The following is a 19,079-nucleotide window of genomic DNA, read 5'->3' on the forward strand; positions in this document are numbered from 1 at the left end:
TGTGACTGCATGCGGGAGAACGAACGCGATTAACTTAAATCCGGTCGTAGCGCGGTGAAAGTGAAAGTGCAGGACTGCGAGCGGGTAGAGCCGCTCACCCTGCCGCGCATCCCGTCAAGTAGATCTGGCTAGCCGGACAGAACTGTTTTACACTCGGTATCCCAGAAAGTAGTAGATGGATACCTGGCTGCGACGGACGCTGGTGTATATCGTCGCGCTCGGCGGCATTATTCTGGGGTATGCGTTCGCATACGACTACGGAATGGCGGCGTTCGAAAACGACCCGCAACCGTTTCTGCGGTCGCTTCGCGTCGTGGTCGAAACGTTCACCACGACCGGATACGGCTCGGACGCGCCGTGGAGCACCACAGAGATGCGGCTACTCGTTATTGTGATGGATATCACCGGCGTCGTGCTCATCTTTCTCGCGCTGCCAGTGTTGCTGTTTCCGCTGTTCGAAGAGGCGATGGAGACGACAGCCCCGAACACGGTCGAGAACGGCCTCAGCGACCACGTCGTTATCTGTCAGTTCTCTCCCCGCGGTGAGACGCTCGTCACCGAACTCGACACCTGGGACGTCGACTACGTCATCGTCGAACCGGACCGGGACCGGGCCAACGACCTCTATGAGGACGGGTATTACGTCATCCACGCCGACCCGCAGTCCGTCGACGGGCTTGAGCGGGCCCACCTATCGTCCGCCCGTGCGCTTGTCGCCGACGCATCCGACCAGGTGAACACCAGTATCATCCTCACCGCTCGCGAAGTCGACGAGTCCGTCCAGACCGTCAGCGTCGTCAAGGAGCCCGACCGCGCGAAGTATCACGACCTCGCCGGTGCCGACGCCGTTCTCTCACCGCGAGGCCTACTCGGCGAGAGCCTCGCAAGCAAGGTGACGACCGGCATTTCGACGACGCTCGGGGACTCCATCGAGATCGGCGAGGACTTCGATATCGCGGAACTCCCGATCCACCGGGGGAGCGACCTCGTCGGAACGACGCTGGCCGACAGCGGCATCCGCGAGGAGACCGGCGTCAACGTCATCGGCGCGTGGTTCCGCGGCCAGTTCGTGAGTCCGCCCGACCCCGAATCTGAACTCGACGGTAGTACGGTCCTACTGGTGTCAGGGACCGAGTCACAACTGGAGCAACTCAAGCAGATGACCCTCTCCAGCGTGCGTGGCTTCCGCCGCGGGGAGACGGTGATCATCGGTGCTGGCGAGGTCGGTCAGACCATCACGTCGGCGCTTACCAACGCCGGGGTGCCACATACGGTGCTCGATCAGGCCGACGCGCCGGGCGTCGATGTCGTCGGGGACGCCACAGAACCCGAGGAGCTTCGGCACGCTGGCGTCGGCACAGCCAGAACGGTTATTCTCGCCCTGTCGTCGGATACCGATACCGAGTTCGCGACGCTTGTCATCCGTGATCTCAATCCGGACGTCGAAATCATCGCCCGTGCCGAGGAAAGTGAGAACGTCCAGAAGATGTACCGTGCAGGCGCTGACTACGTCCTCGCACTGTCGACGGTCAGCGGCCGGATGCTCGCCTCTACGATTCTCGAAGACGAAGACGTCATCTCGATGGACCAGCAAGTCGAGGTCATCCGCGTCGCCGCCAACAGCCTTGGGAATACGACACTCGGCGAGGCCGATGTCCGCTCGCGGACGGGCTGTACGGTCGTCGCCATCGAGCGCAACGGCACCGTTGTCACCGACCTCGGTCCTGATGTGACTATCGAACCGAGCGATAAGCTCGTCATCGCCGGCACCGACGACGGCGTGACGCGGTTCAAATCGGTGTTTGGCTAACCACCTTTTTCCGCCTCGGGTGCGCTTCACGCACCGCTCGGCGCAAAAACGTGGTCTTGCTGAGCGGAGCAAAGCAAGGCTCGAAAGACGAGCCTCGCGAGTCTTTCGGTGGCGAAAAAGGCCGAACGCTCGCTATGCTCGCGTTCGGTGAACCGCTCACTTCGTTCGCGGACAGTCGCTACGCGTCCGTTACCGCAGAGTTCGATATTGGAGAGACTCGACAGGAGATGCATCTTGGGCCGATTCCGAGAACCGGCGGCGTCGCCGCCGGATGCTGGCCGCCCTGCCCGTCCCCGGTTCGCGCGGTGAAACGCGCTCACGGCCGTCAGTAACCCACTCTTCAGACGAAAAGTAGCGGTAGGGCCTATCGCTCGTCCAGCGGCACAAACGTGGTCTCGTCGGGGTTCTTGCCGACGTAGCGGGCGCGCGGGCGAATCAGGCGGTTGTCCTCGATGTACTCGAAGACGTGGGCGACCCAGCCACCGACGCGGGACATCGCGAAGATGGGGGTGTAGATGTCGATTGGGATGCCCATCTGGTAGTACGTCGACGCCGAGTAGAAGTCGACGTTTGGGGCCAGACCTTTCTCTTCCATGAGGTAGTCTTCGATGGTGGTCGACATCTCGTACCACTTGAGCGTGCCGGCGGCCTCGCCGAGTTCCTTCGAGCGCTCGCCGAGAATCTTTGCCCGCGGGTCCTTGACGTTGTAGACGCGGTGGCCGAAGCCGGAGACGCGGCGGCCCTCGTCAAGGGCGTTTTTGACCCAGTCGAGCGGATCGGATTCGGCGTCGTCGACCTCTTTGAGCATCTCCATAACGTCCTGGTTGGCGCCGCCGTGGAGCGGTCCTTTCAGCGTTCCAATGGCGGAGGTGACCGCGCTGTGAACGTCCGACAGCGTCGACGCCGTCGTGATGGCCGAGAACGTCGAGGCGTTGAGACCGTGGTCGGCGTGGAGCACGAGCGCCTGGTCGAACACGTCAGCGAGCACGTCGTCCGGCTCCTCGCCGTTGAGCATGTAGAGGAAATTCGCCGCGTGGTCGAGGTCGTCACGAGGATCGACAGGCTCCTTGCCGTCGCGGATGCGGGTAAATGCCGCGATGATAGTCGGAATCTTGGCCGTGATGCGCCGACCCGTTTCGAGGTTGACCGTCTCGTCGGTCGGCTCGGCGTCCTCGGGCGCGGGGTCGTACGCCGAGAGCATCGACACCGCAGTCCGGAGCGCTGCCATCGGGTCCTCGTCCGCCTCGGCGAGCTGCCGGACGGTCGAGATGACGTCGTCGTCCACGTCGCGTGCGTCCACCATCGCACGCTTGAACTCGGAGAGTTCGTCCCGGTTGGGCAGGTGGCCGTGCCAGAGCAGGTACAGCACCTCTTCGTAGCTGGCACCCTTGGCGAGGTCCTCGATGGTGTACCCCCGATACACGAGTTTGCCAGCGTCGCCGTCGATAACGCTGAGTTCGGACTCGGCGACGATGACACCCTCGAGTCCCTTCTTGAGGTCGTCGGACATACGCAATCAGTTCCCTACCTTCCGGGAAAAACATTTTCTTTCTGAGCGTGTGTGGCACAATGTCAGGATCGCGAGACTGGACGTTCGTTCAGTTGTTAGTCGCCGTCACCGCCGTTTCAGTAGGCTCAGCCCTGTGATGGTGACTGGTCAGCCTGTGGTCCCACCGCCGTCGAGCAGCCGCTACCGGTCCGACCGCGTTTCCGAGACTGCCCTCACGAGGTCGTTCACGGGGAAGCTGTCGTCATAATCGAAGGACGCAAAGACCCCCTCGTATCGTCCCGATGGGAAGAAAAACACGATAATGTCCTCGAAAAACAACGTCTGTGCGTTGAATCGCCCCTCGCCGATGAGCGACTTGAAATCGTCGCCGGTGACGGTGTGTGCCATGATGAGTTTGTACGCTTTGTCGAGATCTCTATCAGAGTAACTGCCCGCCACGTCGTCGCGGATGTACTCGATTTCGAAGGTGGTGCTGTGGAGGTCAGCGACGACACGGGGCGTAGACTCTCCGAAATCGTGGATAGTGTCGGCTATTTCGGACATGCCGAAACAAATTTCTCTGGACTGAAAGGTAGCGTGAATCGACCCGAGCCGTACATAGTCGCCGCCCGCGCCGGCACGTCGGGGGCCGTCGAGAAATCACGCTACCGTTCCACACAGTGAGGAACGCTTTTGCTCGGGGCCGTCGAACCGGCGGCTATGGACCCGACAGGGACGGTCGAGTACGAACCGGTCAGCGTCAAGCAGGTGCTGGCCGAGATGAAAGACACCGCTGAGCTGCTCATCGACCTCTCGTACTCGGCCGTCCTGCTGGGGAGCGACGACGTGGCCGCGGAGGTGCTTGAACTGGAGGAGAAGATGGACGTGCTCCAGTTGCGCGCACGCATGAGCCTCCTGATGGCCTGCCGGTCGACAGCGGACGCGGAATCGCTCGCCCCAGTTCTGGGGATGGTCGGGGCCGCAGAGAAAATAAGCGACGCCGCCGGCGACATCGCCAAGGTCGTACTGGAGGACATCGGCCTCCCGGACACGATGCGGGCGGCGCTGCCCGAGGCGGTCGAGACGCTCGTGCGGGCGACAATCGGCTCGGCCTCCCCGCTAGCCGGCGAGACGCTCGGGGGTCTGAACCTCGAAACCGAGACCGGCGTCCGCGCGCTGGCGATTCGCCGGCAGGGGAACTGGCTGCTCAATCCCAACCGGGAGACGCGCCTCGAAGCGGGCGACGTGGTGCTGTTTCGCGGCCCCGAGACCGGCGTCGCCGAAGTCTACCGGGACGCCACCGGGGACGCGTACGAGCCGCCGGAGCCGCCCGAAGGTGGCGTCCGCGACCTCGAACGCGCCGTCGACTCCATCGTGTTGATGAAAGACATGGGCGAACTGGCGGTCGACCTGGCCTACGGCGCGGTGCTGTTCGACAGCACGGAGGTCGCCGAGGAGGTCGTCGAGCTCGAAGCCGAGGTCGACGCGCTCCAGTCCCGGTTCGAGGCCTGGACGCTCCGGGCCGCCGCCGACATCGACGACCCCGTGTCGCTGCGGGGCCTCGTCCACCTGGCCCGGTCGACGGAGGTCATCTCCGATGCCGCGCTGGAAATGAGCGAAGGCGTCCTGCGGGGGCTATCGACGCATCCGGTCGTCGCCGAGGCCGTCCAGGAGTCCGACGAGGTTATCGTTCGGACCACGGTGTACCCCGACAGCGACCTCGCCGGGCGGACCATCGGCGACGCGGAAGTCAAGACGGCGACCGGCATGCGCATCATCGCTGTCCGGCGGGCGGCCGGCGAGAGCGAACGCACCGGCCGGAAAGGCGGCGACTGGGTTATCTCGCCGGGACCGGAAACGGAGATTCGAACCGGCGACGTACTCATCGCGAAAGGAACTCGAACCGGGGGCGACCGGCTTACGGACCTGACCGGGGGAGAGTAGCTCGTTACTGCCTGGCGAGCCGAACAGCCGAGACCGCCGTGAACAGCGCTGTCAGCAGCCCGCCCAGCGACGTCGCGAGGACGAACGCCAGCGCCACGTAGAATCCGATCGGTCGCTGGGCCCCTGGCAGGACGAACAGAGCGAACAGCCCCGCGGTAAACAGGCCAGCGAGCACGAATCCGATTTTCGCGTTGCGTGGCACGTTCAGCGCCGCGACCATTGCCGCTTTGCCGCTCTGTGGCTCGGACTGGGACACACCGGCCAGTAGGGTCGGCGTCCCCAAGATGCCGTCGATCCGGCGCAACTGTTGGCGAAATCCGAACCAGTAAAGGCTCCCAAGGCAAACGTGGGAACAATGGTTACTTTCGGTACGGCGACCGCCGCTCCCGGTGAGAAAGACACGGGGCGGCTGGAGGTCGGTGAGACCCGCGACGGGTCGACGTTCGGGCTACCGGTCGCCGTCGTCAACGGTGTCGACGACGGACGGACGCTCTACATTCAGGCGGCCAGCGACGGCGACGAACTGAACGGTGTCGGCGTCATCCAGCGGACGCTCCCGCAACTCGACCCGACGGAACTGTCCGGGACGATTCTGGTCTGTGGCGTCGTCAACTACCACGCGTTTCAGGTCGCCGAGCACCGTAATCCAATCGACGACACGAAGATGAACCGGGCGTATCCGGGCGACAAAACTGGAACGTCGAGCGAGCGCATTGCCGCGGCGACGTTCAACGCCGCCATCAGCGCCGACTACGTGCTCGACCTGCATCAGGGCTCGACCTCACAGATGATCGACGAAGTGCGGGTCCGGTGTGGCACCCGCCATCGCCTCCACGAGGAGTGTCTCGAACTCGCGAAAGTGTTCGGTTGTGGCTACATCCTCGACCAGAAAGGTCCCGACGGGCAGTTGGCCCGCGCTGCCCCAGACGAGGGCGTGCCGACGATCGACCCCGAACTCGGCGGCTGTGTCGGCTGGGACGAAGGCTCTATCCAGCGGGGCGTCAACGGCGTCTTCAACGTCCTGCACTACTACGGCTTCCTCGACGGCCACCACGATACGCGCCCCCAGACTCGTGCCACCGGGTTCGAACAGTACGGCTCCCCCGTTGGCGGCCTCATCGACCTCAAGCCCGACCTCGGTGACCGCGTCTCCCGCGGCGAGACGCTGTTCGAGGTGACCGACGTGTTCGGCGACCCGAAGGCCGAAATCACTGCCGACTCCAGTGGCGTGTTCTGGCGTGCTCGCCGGCTCCCGCAGGTTGCGACCGGCGAATACGTCTGTTCAGTCGGGACGAACATCGATACCTACTAGGAACCACTTTTCACCGCAAGGGAGTCGCTACGCGAACTCCGCTTACAAGAGCTTGGAAAACGCGGGACCTCGTCCGCTCGGTCCTGTGAAACGCGGCGCTTCGCGCCGCGTCTGCTCGCTTACTGACCTGCCTTTCCCCGGGGCGGCCGACGGAGCGGCCGCCCGGCCACCGCGCTATGGGCTCCACAACACTGGCCGCAGGCACCGACGACCGCGACCGCAGACGCCGCCAGCTTTTGGACGGTTCGCCACGGAGCAAGCCCATGCGAACCTGTAGCGTCTGCGACCGAGAGTACCCCCGCGAGAGTCCCTGGCGGTGTTCCTGTGGGGCACCGCTTGATTACGCCAGCCAGCCACTGCCCGACAGCCAACCAGGGCAGTTCTCACGGACCAGCGGCGTCTGGGACTTCGCCGAGTTCCTCCCTGTGGACGAGCGAGTCAGCCTCGGCGAGGGCTGGACGCCGCTGGTCGACGCGCCCGGGTGGGACGCCTCGTTTAAATTGGAGTATCTCCACCCGACTGGGAGTTTCAAGGACCGCGGCGCGGCAACGGTCATCGCCGAAGCGCTTGACGTCGGGGCCGACCGGGTACTCGAAGACTCCTCGGGCAACGCTGGGTTGGCAGTCGCGTCCTACGCGGCGCGGGCGGGGCTGGACGCGGAGATATACATCCCCGCGAGCGCAAAAGACGCGAAGGTTCGCCGCATCAAACGAACCGGCGCAGACGTGCTCCCAGTCGAGGGAAGTAGAGAGGCCGTAACCGAGGCCTGTATCGACGCCGTGGAGAGCGGGTCGGGGTGGTACGCCAGCCACGCCTGGAACCCCGCCTTCTTCGCCGGGACGGCGACGACCGCCTACGAGATCGCCGCCCAGCGGGACTGGACCGTCCCGGACGCCGTCGTCACGCCGCTCGGTCACGGGACGCTGTATCTCGGTCTCTACCGCGGATTTCGGGCACTTGAGCAAGCTGGATGGACGGATGCTGTCCCTCGGATACTGGGGACGCAAGCGGTCGGGTACAGTCCTATCGCTGACGAGGACGGGAGCAGTTCAGACGATGCTGCTGCCAACGAGCTCGCCGACGGGATTCACATCCGGGACCCGCCGCGTGGCCAGCAAATACGGCACGCCATCGACGAGACCGATGGGGCCGCCATCGCTGTCTCCGCGGCAGCAACGGCGCGGGAACGTGATCGGCTCGGTGCAGCGGGGTTTCACGTTGAACCGACCTGTGCGACGGCGACAGCGGCGCTGACGCAGTTCAGAGAGCGGGGAGAACTCCAGGACGGTGACGACGTGGTTGTCGCGTTGACCGGACGAAACAACTAACGCATCAGCAGCGTCGAGACCGGAAAGTCGGCATCGACGGAGAGCCACTGGTCCTCTACGTCTGCCGTGTCGACATCTGGCGCGTAACAGATGAGCCGCTCGGTGCCGTCGGGACGGGAGCGTACCACGGCAGGCAGCGTTCCCTCGTCGTCAGCAGTCGCCGCCGTCACCTCGCTCGTCGACCGGGTATCGGAGTCCATGTCCGGACTCACAACAGGTGTTACTATTGTTACCAGTCGATTATCGGGCGTAAGGACTACTGAACGTCGTCGAGAGAGACGAGAAGGTTCGACGAAACGGCCAGCCAGTCCGGAGCCCGTGCTGCTGGGCGGATAGAGAACTGAACGCTGGCCACCACCCGCAGCCGGCTCGTGTTCGACAGTCAATAGCTTCTCGGCGATGTCGCCGTCTGCCGTATGTCACCGCTGAGTATCCGACCCGTCCGTGCTCATGGCCCCACATAACGGTATATCAACATTGTTATCCGTAGTCTAAATTGACGTATATCCCCGTATTACTGGAACATTCGTGGTGCTTACTCGCCAGTAGCCAATTCGAACCGAATAGCAGGCAAAAGCTGAACGCCGAATGACCACCGGGCGAGCGGAGTACACAGCTCCGCCAACCACACACAAACGCTGTCAGCTCTCTCCTGATCGTCCCGCCCCGTGTTCGACACGTTTCGGGGAGACAGCGAACCACTTCCTCTCAGCGAGACGGGTGAGTAGGCGCGTCGAAGCCGCCGCGAACCAGCGGTTTCGCGATGTGGCGGCGCGCGACCGGCGGCACTTCGTACCACCCGTACTCCAGTCCTCGCTCGATGGACTGTTCAGCTTTGCCGTCAGCGCTGGTCCCGCAGTCCCGACACCGATAGCCCTGGTTCCGGCCAGCGGATTTCATCGACCGACCACAGTCCGGACAGTCCGGTGTGACGGATTCTGTCCGGACGAGGTTCCGGACCGCGAACTTCTCCAGTTTGAGCGTCCCGTCAGTCACTTCCCCACAGGCGGTGATTCGGTCGCCGACTCTGAGCGAGCGGACCCGGTCGCGAAAGCCCTTCGTCGGCTCGAAAGCCGCACAGTCGAGGGTCGCGCTGTCACCTTCGAGGGTGAGAAACACGTGTCCCCCCGCCCGCGTCTCCGGAGTTTCGACCACGTTGCCGGTAACGCGGTAGGCGCTGTCGGCCGTGACCGCGTCGACAGCGGCATCCTGTAGATGCACATCGGTCCCTTGATTCGTCACGAAGGTCGCCCGACGAGCAATGGGCTCGCTGTCGATAGCGTCGGCGGCGGCGCGGCAGGCGTCGGGGTCGTCGCCGCGAATCCCGTAGAGAATCGGGCACGGCGTCCGCGGCACACAGACCGGATAGCCAGATGCACGGTCGGCGGTATCCCACACGTTGGGGTAGTACTCCTCAGCCGCGGCCCGGACGCTCGCGCTGTCGACCGTCCGCTCGGTGCCCCACCGGTCTTGCTCCCGGTAGGCGATGTGTTCGTAGGTCCAGTCCGACAGCGCGGCCCAGGCCCCGACCGCCGCAAGCGCGCCGACCAGTCCGCGGCCGTTGCCCCGCTGAGAGCGGGCGAACCCGACCACGTCAGCGAGCGTCGTCGCGGCCATCGGGTCCTGTATCGACTGGATTGCCTCGCGGGCGAACGTTGCGACCTGCGGCGGGACGGCGTCGGGGTCACAGTCGGCGACGATTGCGCCGGGATTGGTCCGTGGGTCGTCGGTCTCGGCCATGTCAAACACGTCTTCGACTAGCCCCAGCGCCACGTCGGCGTCGAGGTCAGTATGAACCGCCAGCGCCGCGTTCCCGCGGGTCTTGTGTTCGACGGCGGGGTTCAGACGGACGAGGAGCAGTCGCTCGACAGTCCCCCCAGCGTTCCGTATCGACTCTGCGAGGGTGGCGGCGGCGTAGGTCGTACACATTCCCCGTTCGCGCGAGTCCGTATCATCGAGGCCGACGACAGTCACGCTACGCTGTAGCCCCGAAGCGGTCAAACGCCTTTCGTCACGGACCCCCCAATTCGGCCTGAGAGGCAACGGACGGCACAATACATATAATGGGTGAGCGGGCTAGACTCAGTAGAGGTACAGAGTACTATGTCACGGTCGGCGCTGGTGGAAAACGTCATGGCGATGCTCGAAGACGCTGGCTTCCTCGTCAGCGACCGCTGTGCGATTCGCCCGAAGAGTTTCGACATCGCTGCCCGTCGCGGCGAGGACGTGTTGCTCCTGAAGATACTGGGCAACATCGACGCCTTCGACGCACAGACCGGGGGCGAGATGCGGCGACTGGGCACGTATCTGAATGCCACACCGATCGTGATCGGCCTCCGGACGCGCGACGAGGAGCTGAAACCCGGTGTTGTGTACTTCCGGCACGGCGTCCCCGTGTTGTCTCCCGACACCGCGATGGACCTGTTCGTCGAGGAGGTCCCGCCGCTCATCTACGCCGCCCCGGGCGGACTCTACGTCAATATCGACTCCGAGGTCCTCGCCGACGTGCGCGAGGACCGCGACTGGTCGCTTGGCCGGCTGGCGAAGGAACTGGGCGTCTCCCGGCGGACAGTCTCGAAATACGAGGACGGGATGGACGCCTCAGTCGAGGTGGCCGCCGAACTGGAAGACCTGTTCGACGCGCCGCTGACCTCGCCGGTGAGCGTCCTCGACGGCGCTGAAGAAGTCCGAGACGACGAGCCGACACCGGACGACCCCGACGTTGCACCGGAAGACGAGCCGATTGTGACGGTGTTCACGCGTATCGGCTTCGAGGTCCACCCGACGGACCGCGCGCCGTTCAAGAGCGTCAACGAGAGCGAGGACGAACACGGGCAGGTCCTTGCCGGTCACTCGGCGTTCACCGAAACGGCCGAAAAGCGAGCGCGCATCATGTCCTCAGTCGGCGAGGTGACCCGGACCCGGTCGGTGTACGTCGTCGACGAGCTCCGACGCGAATCCGTCGAGGGGACCGCGCTCATCGAGAAAGAGGAGATGGACGATATCCAGGACGCCACCGACCTGCGCGACCTCATTATGGAGCGTGGCGAAGACCGCGAAGAAGTCGCCTGAGCGGGCGCTCACCGTTTTCGCTGCTACGGGAAAACGAGAAGATCGTAAGCGGTGGGTCTACTGCCCGTACGTTTCTTCCAGATACTCGACGATGTCGTCGGATTCAGGCATCCCGTCGACGCCGTTGTCCTTGTCGACGAGGACCGGAACACCGGTTTGGCCCGACACCTCCTTCACTTCGGTCCGGTCGCTGTGGGACCGTGGAACCATGTGAGATTCGTAGTCGAGGTCCAACTCGTCGAGTTTCTTGATTACCTTTGCACAGTACGGACAGCCTTCGAGCTCATAGAGTTCGAGATTAGCCATTACACCGGTTGTAAGCGAGCCAGCGTCAAGAACACATCGGTGCTGTGTCTCGGCCGCGCACCGTCGACAGCGATTCCGCCTGCGCTACACGTCGATGTCGTCGGGTGCGCCGGCGAGCAGGTCAGAGGCAGTCACGAGTGAAGAGAGTTCAAGGCCGTGGTCAGCGAGGTTCTCGCTGGCCCCCTCCTCGCGGTCGACGACGACGAGCACGCGGTTGACAACAGCGCCGGCCTCGCGAAGTGCCTCGGCGGCGTCGACCGCGCTCTGGCCGGTCGTGGCGATGTCTTCAAGAATGATGACCTCGTCACCGTCGGTCAGGTCACCTTCGATTCGGTTGCCCGTGCCGTACTCCTTGGCCTGCTTGCGAGCGATGACATAGGGTATGTCGGTCTCGACACTGGTGACCGCGACCAGCGGGACTGCACCGAGGGCAACACCAGCGAGTGTGGCGTCCGTGTCCCACTCAGCGATTCGCTCGGCGAAAGCCCCGGCAATGAGGTCCAGACAGTCGGGGTTGGTCTCGAAGACGTACTTATCGACGTAGTAGTTCGACGTGCCGCCGTGAGAGAGTTCGAACTCCCCGAACTTGACGGCGTCAGCGTCTCGCAGCGCCGCGATGAGGTCGTCGTTTACCATACGCTCACTGCACGGTCACGGGGCTAATGACTGTTGAATTCGGACAGCGACATTCCTAAGCCCCTCCGCATCGGACACTCGCTCGAATGCAAGTGTTCGGGTCGAGTGGCGTCCGAGGTGTCGCGGGCGATGAGCTGACACCGCGGTACGTCCTTCGGGTTGCACAGGCCGCCGGGGACGTCTGGCGTGACGACCACGACCGCGTCGCGATCGCCCGGGATACGCGGACGACCGGACGGACGTTTATTAACGCCGCGACGAGCGGCCTGACGACCGTCGGGTTCGACGTCGACCGCCTCGGCGTCGTGCCGACACCGGGATTGCAGGCCTACTGCGAGCGTGAGGCAGTCCCGGGCGTGATGATCACCGCGAGCCACAATCCGGCCGCGTACAACGGGGTGAAACTCATCGGCGCGGACGGCGTCGAACTGACGCGGAATACGCTCGACCACGTCGAGCAGTCCCTCCGGGACGACACCCCGACCTACGCGGACTGGGAGACAGTCGGGTCCGACACCGCCATCAAGAGCGCCCGCCGCCGCTACCGCGAGCAGGTGCTGTCTGCCGTCGACCGCGACCGCATCGCCGACGCCGACCTCACTGTCGTCGTTGACCCCGGCCACGGCGCCGGTTCGCTGACGAGCCCCGACCTGTTCCGCGAACTCGGCTGTGAAGTCCACACCGTCAATACCCAGCCCGACGGCCACTTCCCCGGCCGCGACCCCGAACCCGTCGCCGAGAACCTCGAAGACCTGCGGGCGTTCGTCCGCGCGACCGACGCCGACCTCGGCTTCGCTCACGACGGCGACGCCGACCGCGGGATGTTCGTCGACGAGACCGGAACCCACATCGAGGGCGACGCCGCGCTGGCCGCGCTCGCGGCGGCAAAAATCGAGTCGGACGACGGCGTCGTCTCTGCGGTCAACGCCTCCCAGCGCCTTGTGGACGTGGTCGAAGACGCCGGCGCGACTCTCTCACTTACCCCCATCGGCTCGACGTATATCGTCAGCCGTATCCGCAAACTCCAGAACGAGGGGACCCACGTCGCGATTGCCGGCGAAGGCAACGGCGGCATCCTCTTCCCCGACTACCGCATTGCCCGGGACGGCGCGTTCACCGCCGCGAAGTTCCTCGAACTCGTCGCCGAACGGCCCGCAAGCGAGGTGGCCGCGGACTACGACGACTACTACAACGTCCGGCGGAACCTCGAATACGAGACCGAAGACGAGCGCGAAGCGATGCTCGAAGGCATTGAGGCCCACGCGAACGACGCGACGGCCGACCTCGACACGACGGACGGCTATCGCCTCGACTACGGCGACGGCTGGGTGCTGGCTCGGCCGTCCGGCACAGAGCCCGTCGTCCGTGTCTATGCCGAAGCGCGCACGCTCGACCGCGCGGAAGAGTTGGCCGAAACGATGGTCAGTCGCGCGACCCAGCGGACAGACACCTACAGCGGCGAATAAGTCTCCAGCGCGTCGTCGATAGCCGCCCTGGCCTCGCGGGCGGTCGATAGTTCCTGTTCGACAGCGCCGCTTGCCAGTCGCTCGCGCTCTGATTCCGTGAGTTCCGAGCGAGCGACGGCGCTCTCCCGGAGCCGCTCGTAGTCGTCCCGCTCCGCGAGTCCACGCACCTCCCGTAGCGCCGCGACCACGGACTCGTCGGCAAATCGGGCGACGACCGAGCGGTACTCCCGGCAGTACCACGGCAGGGCATCGGCCGACGGCGGCGGCCAGTTGATCCGTACCGGCTCGGCGTCGAGCCGCCGGAGGTACGTCTGTCGGGTGGCGACGGCGCTGCGGAGCGCCGCGGCGTCGTCGACGTAGTGGTCTAGCTTCGAGGCAGAGTAGTCGGCGTACTCCAGTAGCTTCGGAATCGGCTCCCGGCCGGCGTCGTGCTCGCGAACGTAGGTCAGCAGTTCCGCAGGTGGGGACCGGAACTCGACCAGCGGGTACGCGTCCGCCCGGTCGATGACTGCCAGCGCGTCCTTAGCCGGCGTATTGCGCCGAAACTCGGCAAACGCCTCGGTGACGGCGTCGTTGTAGCGCTCGATTGGCTCACGGAGGCGCTCGACCGGGGCATCGAGGTCGGCGTCGCCGAGACGCTGGAGGCGTTCCAGATCGTCGATGCGGTCGCTCAGTTCGTTGCGTCGACGGTTCGCCTCGGTCCGGGCCTTCTTGTACCGCTCGCGTGCGTCGTCGAGTTCGTCGAGCCGCCCGACGAGGTCGCCGATGGGCGACAGCATCTCGCGGGCCTGCTCGAAGTCGCCCTCGGTGAGCCGCCGTTGCTGGAGGAAGTCGTCGATTTCCTCGAAGGTATCGCGCTCGGGCAGGTCCTCGGGAAGGTCGTCGGTCAGCGTCCCGACGCGGCCCTGAAACTCCATGAACGCCTCGAAGTCGCCGCCGCCGGTCGCCCGCCCGTCGTAGCTTTCGAGCAGGTTCCGCAGTTCGCTGTAGATGTCACGGCAGTCACGGAGCGCGTCTGCGCCGACCTCCTCGACGCGCGTCTGTGCCCGGTCGTGCGCCTCGGCGACCTGTTCGAGGCGCTCGACGACGTCCGGGGTGCCCGCGCTGAGTTCGGTCTCAGTATCGGACCGCGCCATCAGTACACGTCGTCGGGGTCGAACACTTGCTCGCCGACCGTCTCGCCGTCGACAGTCCGGTGGAAGCAGGACTCGTAGCCGGTGTGGCACGCCCCGCCGGTCTGGTCGACGATGTATAGCAGCGCGTCCCCGTCACAGTCGACCCGCACCTCTTCGACGGCCTGCGTGTGGCCGCTCGTCCCGCCCTTGTGCCAGAGTTCGTCCCGGCTCCGCGAGTAGTAGTGAGCCTCCCCTGTCTCGCGGGTCTTCCGGAGCGCTTCCTCGGTGACGTAGGCGAGCATGAGCACCTCGCCGGAGTCTGCGTCCTGCGCGACAGCCGGGATGTACTCCTGCTCGTCGAACGCAAGGTCGACGTCAGTCATACTCAGGCCGAGGCGTGTCCGGAAAATAGGTCTTCTGCTGTCTGGGGTCAGGCCAGCCCGACTGCCTGCAACAGCGAGAACAGCACGTCGCCGTAGGTGAGTGAAACGACCAGCCCCGCGAACATCGGGACGAGGAACGGAATGCCGGGCGAAATCCACACCTCGTCCTGTTCGACCAGCACGTCCAGCCCATCACGGAGCTGGGCCGGTGACGTGCCGTAGGCCGAGTGGTCGATATCGTCAAGGAACCGCTCGGCACCCCACGGGTCGTCGACGGCGTCGGTGTCATCAGTCACAGCCTGGGAGGATGCGTCGTCACCGCGACCGCCCGTCCCGTTCACGTCGTCGGCCACCGGGTCGCCGCCGTCGGTCGCCAGCGAGCCGTCGCCGGGGTCGTTGGGAACCCGCGGTAGCGAGGTCGGGAGGCGATGCCGGTCCGGGTCAGCGCGGATATCGGCAAGCGAGCAGCCACGCCACTGGAGGTACATCCGGAGCGCATCGAGGTCGAGACCGCCGCGGTCGAATCCGTCGGGCGATTCGAGCAGCCGACCGTACTCCTCGGTGACGGCGGAGACGGAAACGGGCCGCCCGATGAACATCGCCAGCGAAAAACGACCCCGGGCGAGGTTCCCGGCGGCGACGGCCAGCGGGTAGACGACGCCGGCGAGCACGGTGTTCGAGAGAATCGTCAGCGAGAAGACGCCGATGGCGCTCTGCTGGAGCGGGAGCGCGACAGTCGGCAGGTAGTACACCGGATACACCGGAAAGAGGACAGCGACGAGCATGAACGCCTTCGCGTCGGCCCCGCCGAACCCACCGATGAGCCAGAAGCCGTACGACAGCGGGATGACGAAGCCGAGGCTGATGGCGACCCTGATGAGAAACAGCCGCTGGCCGACCGCTGTCGGGCCGGTCCAGACGGTGTAGGCGTCCCACAGCAGGAGGACGACCGCCAGCGCGGCAAGCGGGGTCCAGGTCCGGTTCGGCACCCGGCGGGTTTTCACATCGCGGTAGGCCGCCCACCCGAACACCGGGACGGCGACCAGCCGAAGCAGGTCCGGTATCGACCCAAGCACGGCTATACGCAGTACAGCGGCCCCCCTAATGGTTCCGGTACAACAGTTGTCAGTGGCAGTCGCTACTGGAAGCAGAAAGTGTAGTGCGCTGCAGGAGCCGCGTTAGATGACGCGGTTCTGCAGGTAGTCGAGGTGCTTGGCGTTGTAGACGATTTTGACCTCGTCGGCGTCCGGGCTGCCGATGCAGGTCAGGCGAACGTTCTTGTCTTCGACTTCCTCGTCGCTGAGGATCTGCTGCATATCCATGTCGATGTCGCCTTCGAGAACGATGGCGGCACAGTTCGCACAGGCACCGGCGCGACACGAGAAGGGCCAGTCGTAGCCCTGCGCCTCGGCGGCTTCCAGAATGTACTCGCCTTCGTTCACGTCAAGGGACCCGTGGTCCTCGTCGTCGAGGTCGAGGTCCGACGCCTCTGCGAAGACGTCGTCGTCGTACATGTCCCAGCCGTTGTCGTCCACTACTTCGTAGTTAAGGTACTCTACCGTGGGCATCACCTGATTGGTTCGAACCCCGCCCTGTTAGACTTTGCCCTTCCGTTTTAGGTCGTGCAAAATAATGAGGGACAACGCGGGGATTCGCCGTGAATCGAGGACTGCTGTGCGGGGCCGATTACTGCTCAGGTGATCGGGAGGAACCTGAACACCAGATACGCCGCGAGGGTCGCAATCGAGGGGACGACGTTCTGGAGGAAAATCACTCTCGCAGTGGTCCCAGGTTCGAACAGATCAGACGCCGACGGGATGTCCTCACGCGATTCCTCGCCGATGGGGTCGGTCTCGGCCGGCTTCGGCGTCCCTTTGTTGCCACCGACAGTCGGGGCGTCTGCGGCTTCCGCGTCGGTGGTCAGCGCACCGACAGACGCGACGGGTGCTTCTCCCTGCACAGTGTCTGAGAGGCTCGTCGTTCGCGTCGCACGACCCCACCCGAGTCCGACGATGCTCATTGTGGCGATGATGACGAAACTGGCCGGGATACCCAGCGCGGAAAGGAAGGTGACGATAGTCGAGGCGACTGCCGCGACGACAATGGCGGCGACCAGCGGGAGGTCGGTCAGGTCGTTGCCGACCGTGTCCATCGTCCGGCGGGCGATGGTGAACGCACCGAGGCCGATAGCGCCGCCGCCGAGCAGGATGGCCGGGTACAGCTCCAGAGAGCCGTTGCCGACGAGCGGTGCAACGGCATTGGCGACGTTCGATGCTCCCGCAGAGAAGCCCATGTAACATCCGATACCGATGACGACGACGGTCCCGACGAACTCACGTGGTGTCGTGTTCTCGCCGAGCGCCGGCCGCGGAATCGCACCGGAGCGGTCGAAATCCAGTAGCGCCCCCTCGCTCTGTGAGACGGCGAACCACTCGACGAGTCTCGGATAGAAGTACCGCCCGATGACGCCGCTGACCCAGAAGGCGATAATTGGCGAGACGAGCCACCACGAGACGATTTCGAGCATCAGGGCGGCGTTCAACGTCCCGCGAGCGAGGCCCAGGCCAGCGATAGCGCCGACGGCCGTCATCGACGTCGACGCCGGAACCCCGACCACGTTCGAGAGGAACAGCGCGACGCCGATGAAAAACAGGACGACGATGCTGATCAGCGGCGAGAACTGCGTGGCGACGAGGTCACTGCCCAGGCTCTGGACGACGGCCGGGCCGACAAGGAGCCCGCCAGCCATCGCGAATATCGTCATCAGGGCCGCTGCCGAGAGTTTCGAAAGCGTGTTCGATCCGACCGCAGGCCCGAACGCGACACCCGTGGATGACCCCCCGATGTTGAAGCCGACGAAAATAGCTACCAGAACACCGAGGGCAAAGAGAACTTCGACCATACGCTACCAACTGTCGTCGTCAGGTAAAGGGTACCGCCTTCGCCAGCGCGTTGTGCGACCGAGGTGGCGAGACGCAGTGATGCACCGTTCTGTCGGTGACGACTGTCGGGGCCGGGAGCGAATATCCCAGACGTGAGTGAATCAGTAGGCGAGAACGTACTGGAATACCAGAAACGACGCAAGGGCTGACATCGACGGTGCCAGTATCCAGAGCATGACAACGCGACCAGTCGCGGCGGGGTCGAAGAGGTCTGCCGCCGAGGTTACGGACTCCGGGTCTTCCTGACCGATTGGTTCGACTTCGCGCTCCTCCGGTGGCGACCACGCAGCTTCATCGCGGTCGGTCGTCAGCGCGTCAACGGTAACGCTACCACCTCCACCGCTAGCGGCGGCCCCGGTGACAGCCGCGCCCGCTGCGTCAGCCAGAGTTGTCGTCCGGGTGGCCCGGCCCCACCCCAGACCGACGACGCACATTGTTGCTGAGACCGCCAGACTCGCTGGGATTCCGGCCCAGGATAACAACCCGATGATTGTCGCACTCACGGTCTCGACGATGAGCGCCGCGAGAATCGGGAGTTCGGTGAGATCGTTCCCGACCGTATCGAGCGTTCGCCGAGCGATGGTGAACGCACCGATGCTGATAGCGCCACCAGCGAGCGCGACGCCCGGATAGAGCCCCAGCTCGCCGCTGCCGACAAGGGGAGCGACAGCGTTGGCGACGTTCGACGCCCCCGCGGAAAACGCCATATAACAGCCGATAGCGACGACCAGAAACTGTCCGATCCGCTCACGCCGCGACGTGTCCGGCCCCGTGCTCTCGAAGGCGACCCTGACTTCGAGATGTGGGTAGAGGTAGCGTCCGACGACTGCCGACAGCCAGAACGCAGTGATAGGCGCGACGAGCCACCACGAGACGATACGCCCCATCACGGTCCAGTCGATAGTCCCGGTCGCGACGCCGAGACCGGCAATAGCACCGACGGCAGTCATCGAAGTCGATGCCGGCACCCCAAACAGGTTCGAGACCAGCAGGGCAAGTCCAACGAAAAAGAGGATGACGACGCTCGCGAGGAGGGTAAACTGTCCGCTCGGGACGATGCGACCGCCCATCGTATCGATGACCTCCGTTCCGATGGTTGCCCCGCCGAGGAGTGCGAACGCCGACATCAGGACGGCGGCCCACTCCTTCGAGAGCGTGTCCGACCCCACTGCCGGACCAAAAGCAACACCGGTCGAAGAGCCACCGATGTTGAAACCGACGAAAATGGCAACCAGAAGCCCGATAGCGAAGAGAATCGAGACCATGTCCAACAGCA

Annotated in this window: 19 protein-coding genes; 6 read left to right on the forward strand and 13 right to left on the reverse strand. The window is 64.7% G+C overall.

Features of this window, described 5'->3' with window-relative positions; translation table 11 throughout:
* The first annotated feature begins 175 nt into the window (after window positions 1-175).
* Entirely contained in the window at window positions 176-1,810 is a 1,635-nt protein-coding gene (locus D3D01_RS08190) for a TrkA family potassium uptake protein (RefSeq protein WP_101351234.1), read from the forward strand.
* A gap of 364 nt (window positions 1,811-2,174) precedes the next feature.
* Here the strand turns inward: D3D01_RS08190 and citZ are convergent, their stop codons facing one another.
* Together citZ and D3D01_RS08200 are read right to left on the reverse strand one after the other, a co-directional pair.
* Window positions 2,175-3,320, reverse strand: coding sequence for a citrate synthase (gene citZ, locus D3D01_RS08195; protein ID WP_101351235.1), 1,146 nt, complete (start codon window positions 3,318-3,320; stop codon window positions 2,175-2,177).
* A gap of 180 nt (window positions 3,321-3,500) precedes the next feature.
* Window positions 3,501-3,863 (reverse strand): hypothetical protein, encoded by a 363-nt coding sequence (locus D3D01_RS08200; RefSeq protein ID WP_121511855.1) that lies wholly within the window; start codon window positions 3,861-3,863, stop codon window positions 3,501-3,503.
* A 156-nt stretch (window positions 3,864-4,019) separates the two neighbouring features.
* Between D3D01_RS08200 and D3D01_RS08205 the strand changes: the two genes are divergently transcribed.
* Window positions 4,020-5,243, forward strand: coding sequence for a potassium channel family protein (locus tag D3D01_RS08205; protein ID WP_101351237.1), 1,224 nt, complete (start codon window positions 4,020-4,022; stop codon window positions 5,241-5,243).
* Window positions 5,244-5,247: 4 nt separating this feature from the next.
* Here D3D01_RS08205 and D3D01_RS08210 read toward each other — a convergent pair whose 3' ends face one another.
* The gene (locus tag D3D01_RS08210) at window positions 5,248-5,463 is read right to left on the reverse strand and encodes a hypothetical protein (RefSeq protein WP_004959447.1); all 216 of its coding nucleotides are present in this window, start codon (window positions 5,461-5,463) and stop codon (window positions 5,248-5,250) included.
* Between the two features lie 135 nt (window positions 5,464-5,598).
* Between D3D01_RS08210 and D3D01_RS08215 the strand changes: the two genes are divergently transcribed.
* Together D3D01_RS08215 and D3D01_RS08220 are read left to right on the forward strand one after the other, a co-directional pair.
* The gene (locus D3D01_RS08215; RefSeq protein WP_101351238.1) at window positions 5,599-6,555 is read left to right on the forward strand and encodes a succinylglutamate desuccinylase/aspartoacylase family protein; all 957 of its coding nucleotides are present in this window, start codon (window positions 5,599-5,601) and stop codon (window positions 6,553-6,555) included.
* Between the two features lie 263 nt (window positions 6,556-6,818).
* Entirely contained in the window at window positions 6,819-7,883 is a 1,065-nt protein-coding gene (locus D3D01_RS08220) for a pyridoxal-phosphate dependent enzyme (protein WP_121511856.1), read from the forward strand.
* On the opposite strand, the gene D3D01_RS08225 is transcribed toward D3D01_RS08220, so the two are convergent.
* On the reverse strand, window positions 7,880-8,083 hold the full coding sequence (locus tag D3D01_RS08225) for a hypothetical protein (protein ID WP_101351490.1): 204 nt from the start codon (window positions 8,081-8,083) through the stop codon (window positions 7,880-7,882). The genes D3D01_RS08220 and D3D01_RS08225 overlap by 4 nt on opposite strands.
* A gap of 508 nt (window positions 8,084-8,591) precedes the next feature.
* Window positions 8,592-9,857, reverse strand: coding sequence for a tRNA(Ile)(2)-agmatinylcytidine synthase (locus tag D3D01_RS08235; RefSeq protein WP_121511857.1), 1,266 nt, complete (start codon window positions 9,855-9,857; stop codon window positions 8,592-8,594).
* Between the two features lie 129 nt (window positions 9,858-9,986).
* Between D3D01_RS08235 and D3D01_RS08240 the strand changes: the two genes are divergently transcribed.
* The gene (locus D3D01_RS08240) at window positions 9,987-10,955 is read left to right on the forward strand and encodes a transcriptional regulator (RefSeq protein ID WP_121511858.1); all 969 of its coding nucleotides are present in this window, start codon (window positions 9,987-9,989) and stop codon (window positions 10,953-10,955) included.
* Window positions 10,956-11,012: 57 nt separating this feature from the next.
* Here D3D01_RS08240 and D3D01_RS08245 read toward each other — a convergent pair whose 3' ends face one another.
* On the reverse strand, window positions 11,013-11,261 hold the full coding sequence (locus D3D01_RS08245; RefSeq protein ID WP_121511859.1) for a glutathione S-transferase N-terminal domain-containing protein: 249 nt from the start codon (window positions 11,259-11,261) through the stop codon (window positions 11,013-11,015).
* 84 nt (window positions 11,262-11,345) lie between these two features.
* The gene (pyrE, locus tag D3D01_RS08250; protein ID WP_121511860.1) at window positions 11,346-11,897 is read right to left on the reverse strand and encodes an orotate phosphoribosyltransferase; all 552 of its coding nucleotides are present in this window, start codon (window positions 11,895-11,897) and stop codon (window positions 11,346-11,348) included.
* 86 nt (window positions 11,898-11,983) lie between these two features.
* Between pyrE and glmM the strand changes: the two genes are divergently transcribed.
* Window positions 11,984-13,363 carry a phosphoglucosamine mutase gene (gene glmM / locus D3D01_RS08255; protein ID WP_121511861.1) on the forward strand — a complete coding sequence of 460 codons (1,380 nt, stop codon included), beginning with the start codon at window positions 11,984-11,986 and terminating at the stop codon, window positions 13,361-13,363.
* On the opposite strand, the gene D3D01_RS08260 is transcribed toward glmM, so the two are convergent.
* From D3D01_RS08260 to D3D01_RS08285, 6 genes are all read right to left on the reverse strand, one after another.
* Window positions 13,348-14,499 carry a hypothetical protein gene (locus D3D01_RS08260; protein ID WP_121511862.1) on the reverse strand — a complete coding sequence of 384 codons (1,152 nt, stop codon included), beginning with the start codon at window positions 14,497-14,499 and terminating at the stop codon, window positions 13,348-13,350. The genes glmM and D3D01_RS08260 overlap by 16 nt on opposite strands.
* Window positions 14,499-14,861 (reverse strand): phosphoribosyl-AMP cyclohydrolase, encoded by a 363-nt coding sequence (gene hisI, locus D3D01_RS08265; protein WP_053966672.1) that lies wholly within the window; start codon window positions 14,859-14,861, stop codon window positions 14,499-14,501. Before hisI ends, D3D01_RS08260 begins: the two co-directional genes overlap by 1 nt.
* A gap of 47 nt (window positions 14,862-14,908) precedes the next feature.
* Window positions 14,909-15,937 (reverse strand): A24 family peptidase, encoded by a 1,029-nt coding sequence (locus D3D01_RS08270; protein WP_101351247.1) that lies wholly within the window; start codon window positions 15,935-15,937, stop codon window positions 14,909-14,911.
* Window positions 15,938-16,039: 102 nt separating this feature from the next.
* Window positions 16,040-16,429 carry a ferredoxin Fer1 gene (gene fer1 / locus D3D01_RS08275; RefSeq protein WP_101351248.1) on the reverse strand — a complete coding sequence of 130 codons (390 nt, stop codon included), beginning with the start codon at window positions 16,427-16,429 and terminating at the stop codon, window positions 16,040-16,042.
* Between the two features lie 125 nt (window positions 16,430-16,554).
* Window positions 16,555-17,763, reverse strand: coding sequence for an inorganic phosphate transporter (locus D3D01_RS08280; protein ID WP_101351249.1), 1,209 nt, complete (start codon window positions 17,761-17,763; stop codon window positions 16,555-16,557).
* Between the two features lie 141 nt (window positions 17,764-17,904).
* Window positions 17,905-19,068, reverse strand: a complete 1,164-nt coding sequence (locus D3D01_RS08285) for an inorganic phosphate transporter (protein ID WP_101351250.1) — start codon at window positions 19,066-19,068, stop codon at window positions 17,905-17,907.
* Window positions 19,069-19,079 lie beyond the last annotated feature (11 nt).

The sequence above is a fragment of the Haloarcula sp. Atlit-7R genome, from assembly GCF_003666065.1.
Lineage (GTDB): Archaea > Halobacteriota > Halobacteria > Halobacteriales > Haloarculaceae > Haloarcula > Haloarcula taiwanensis.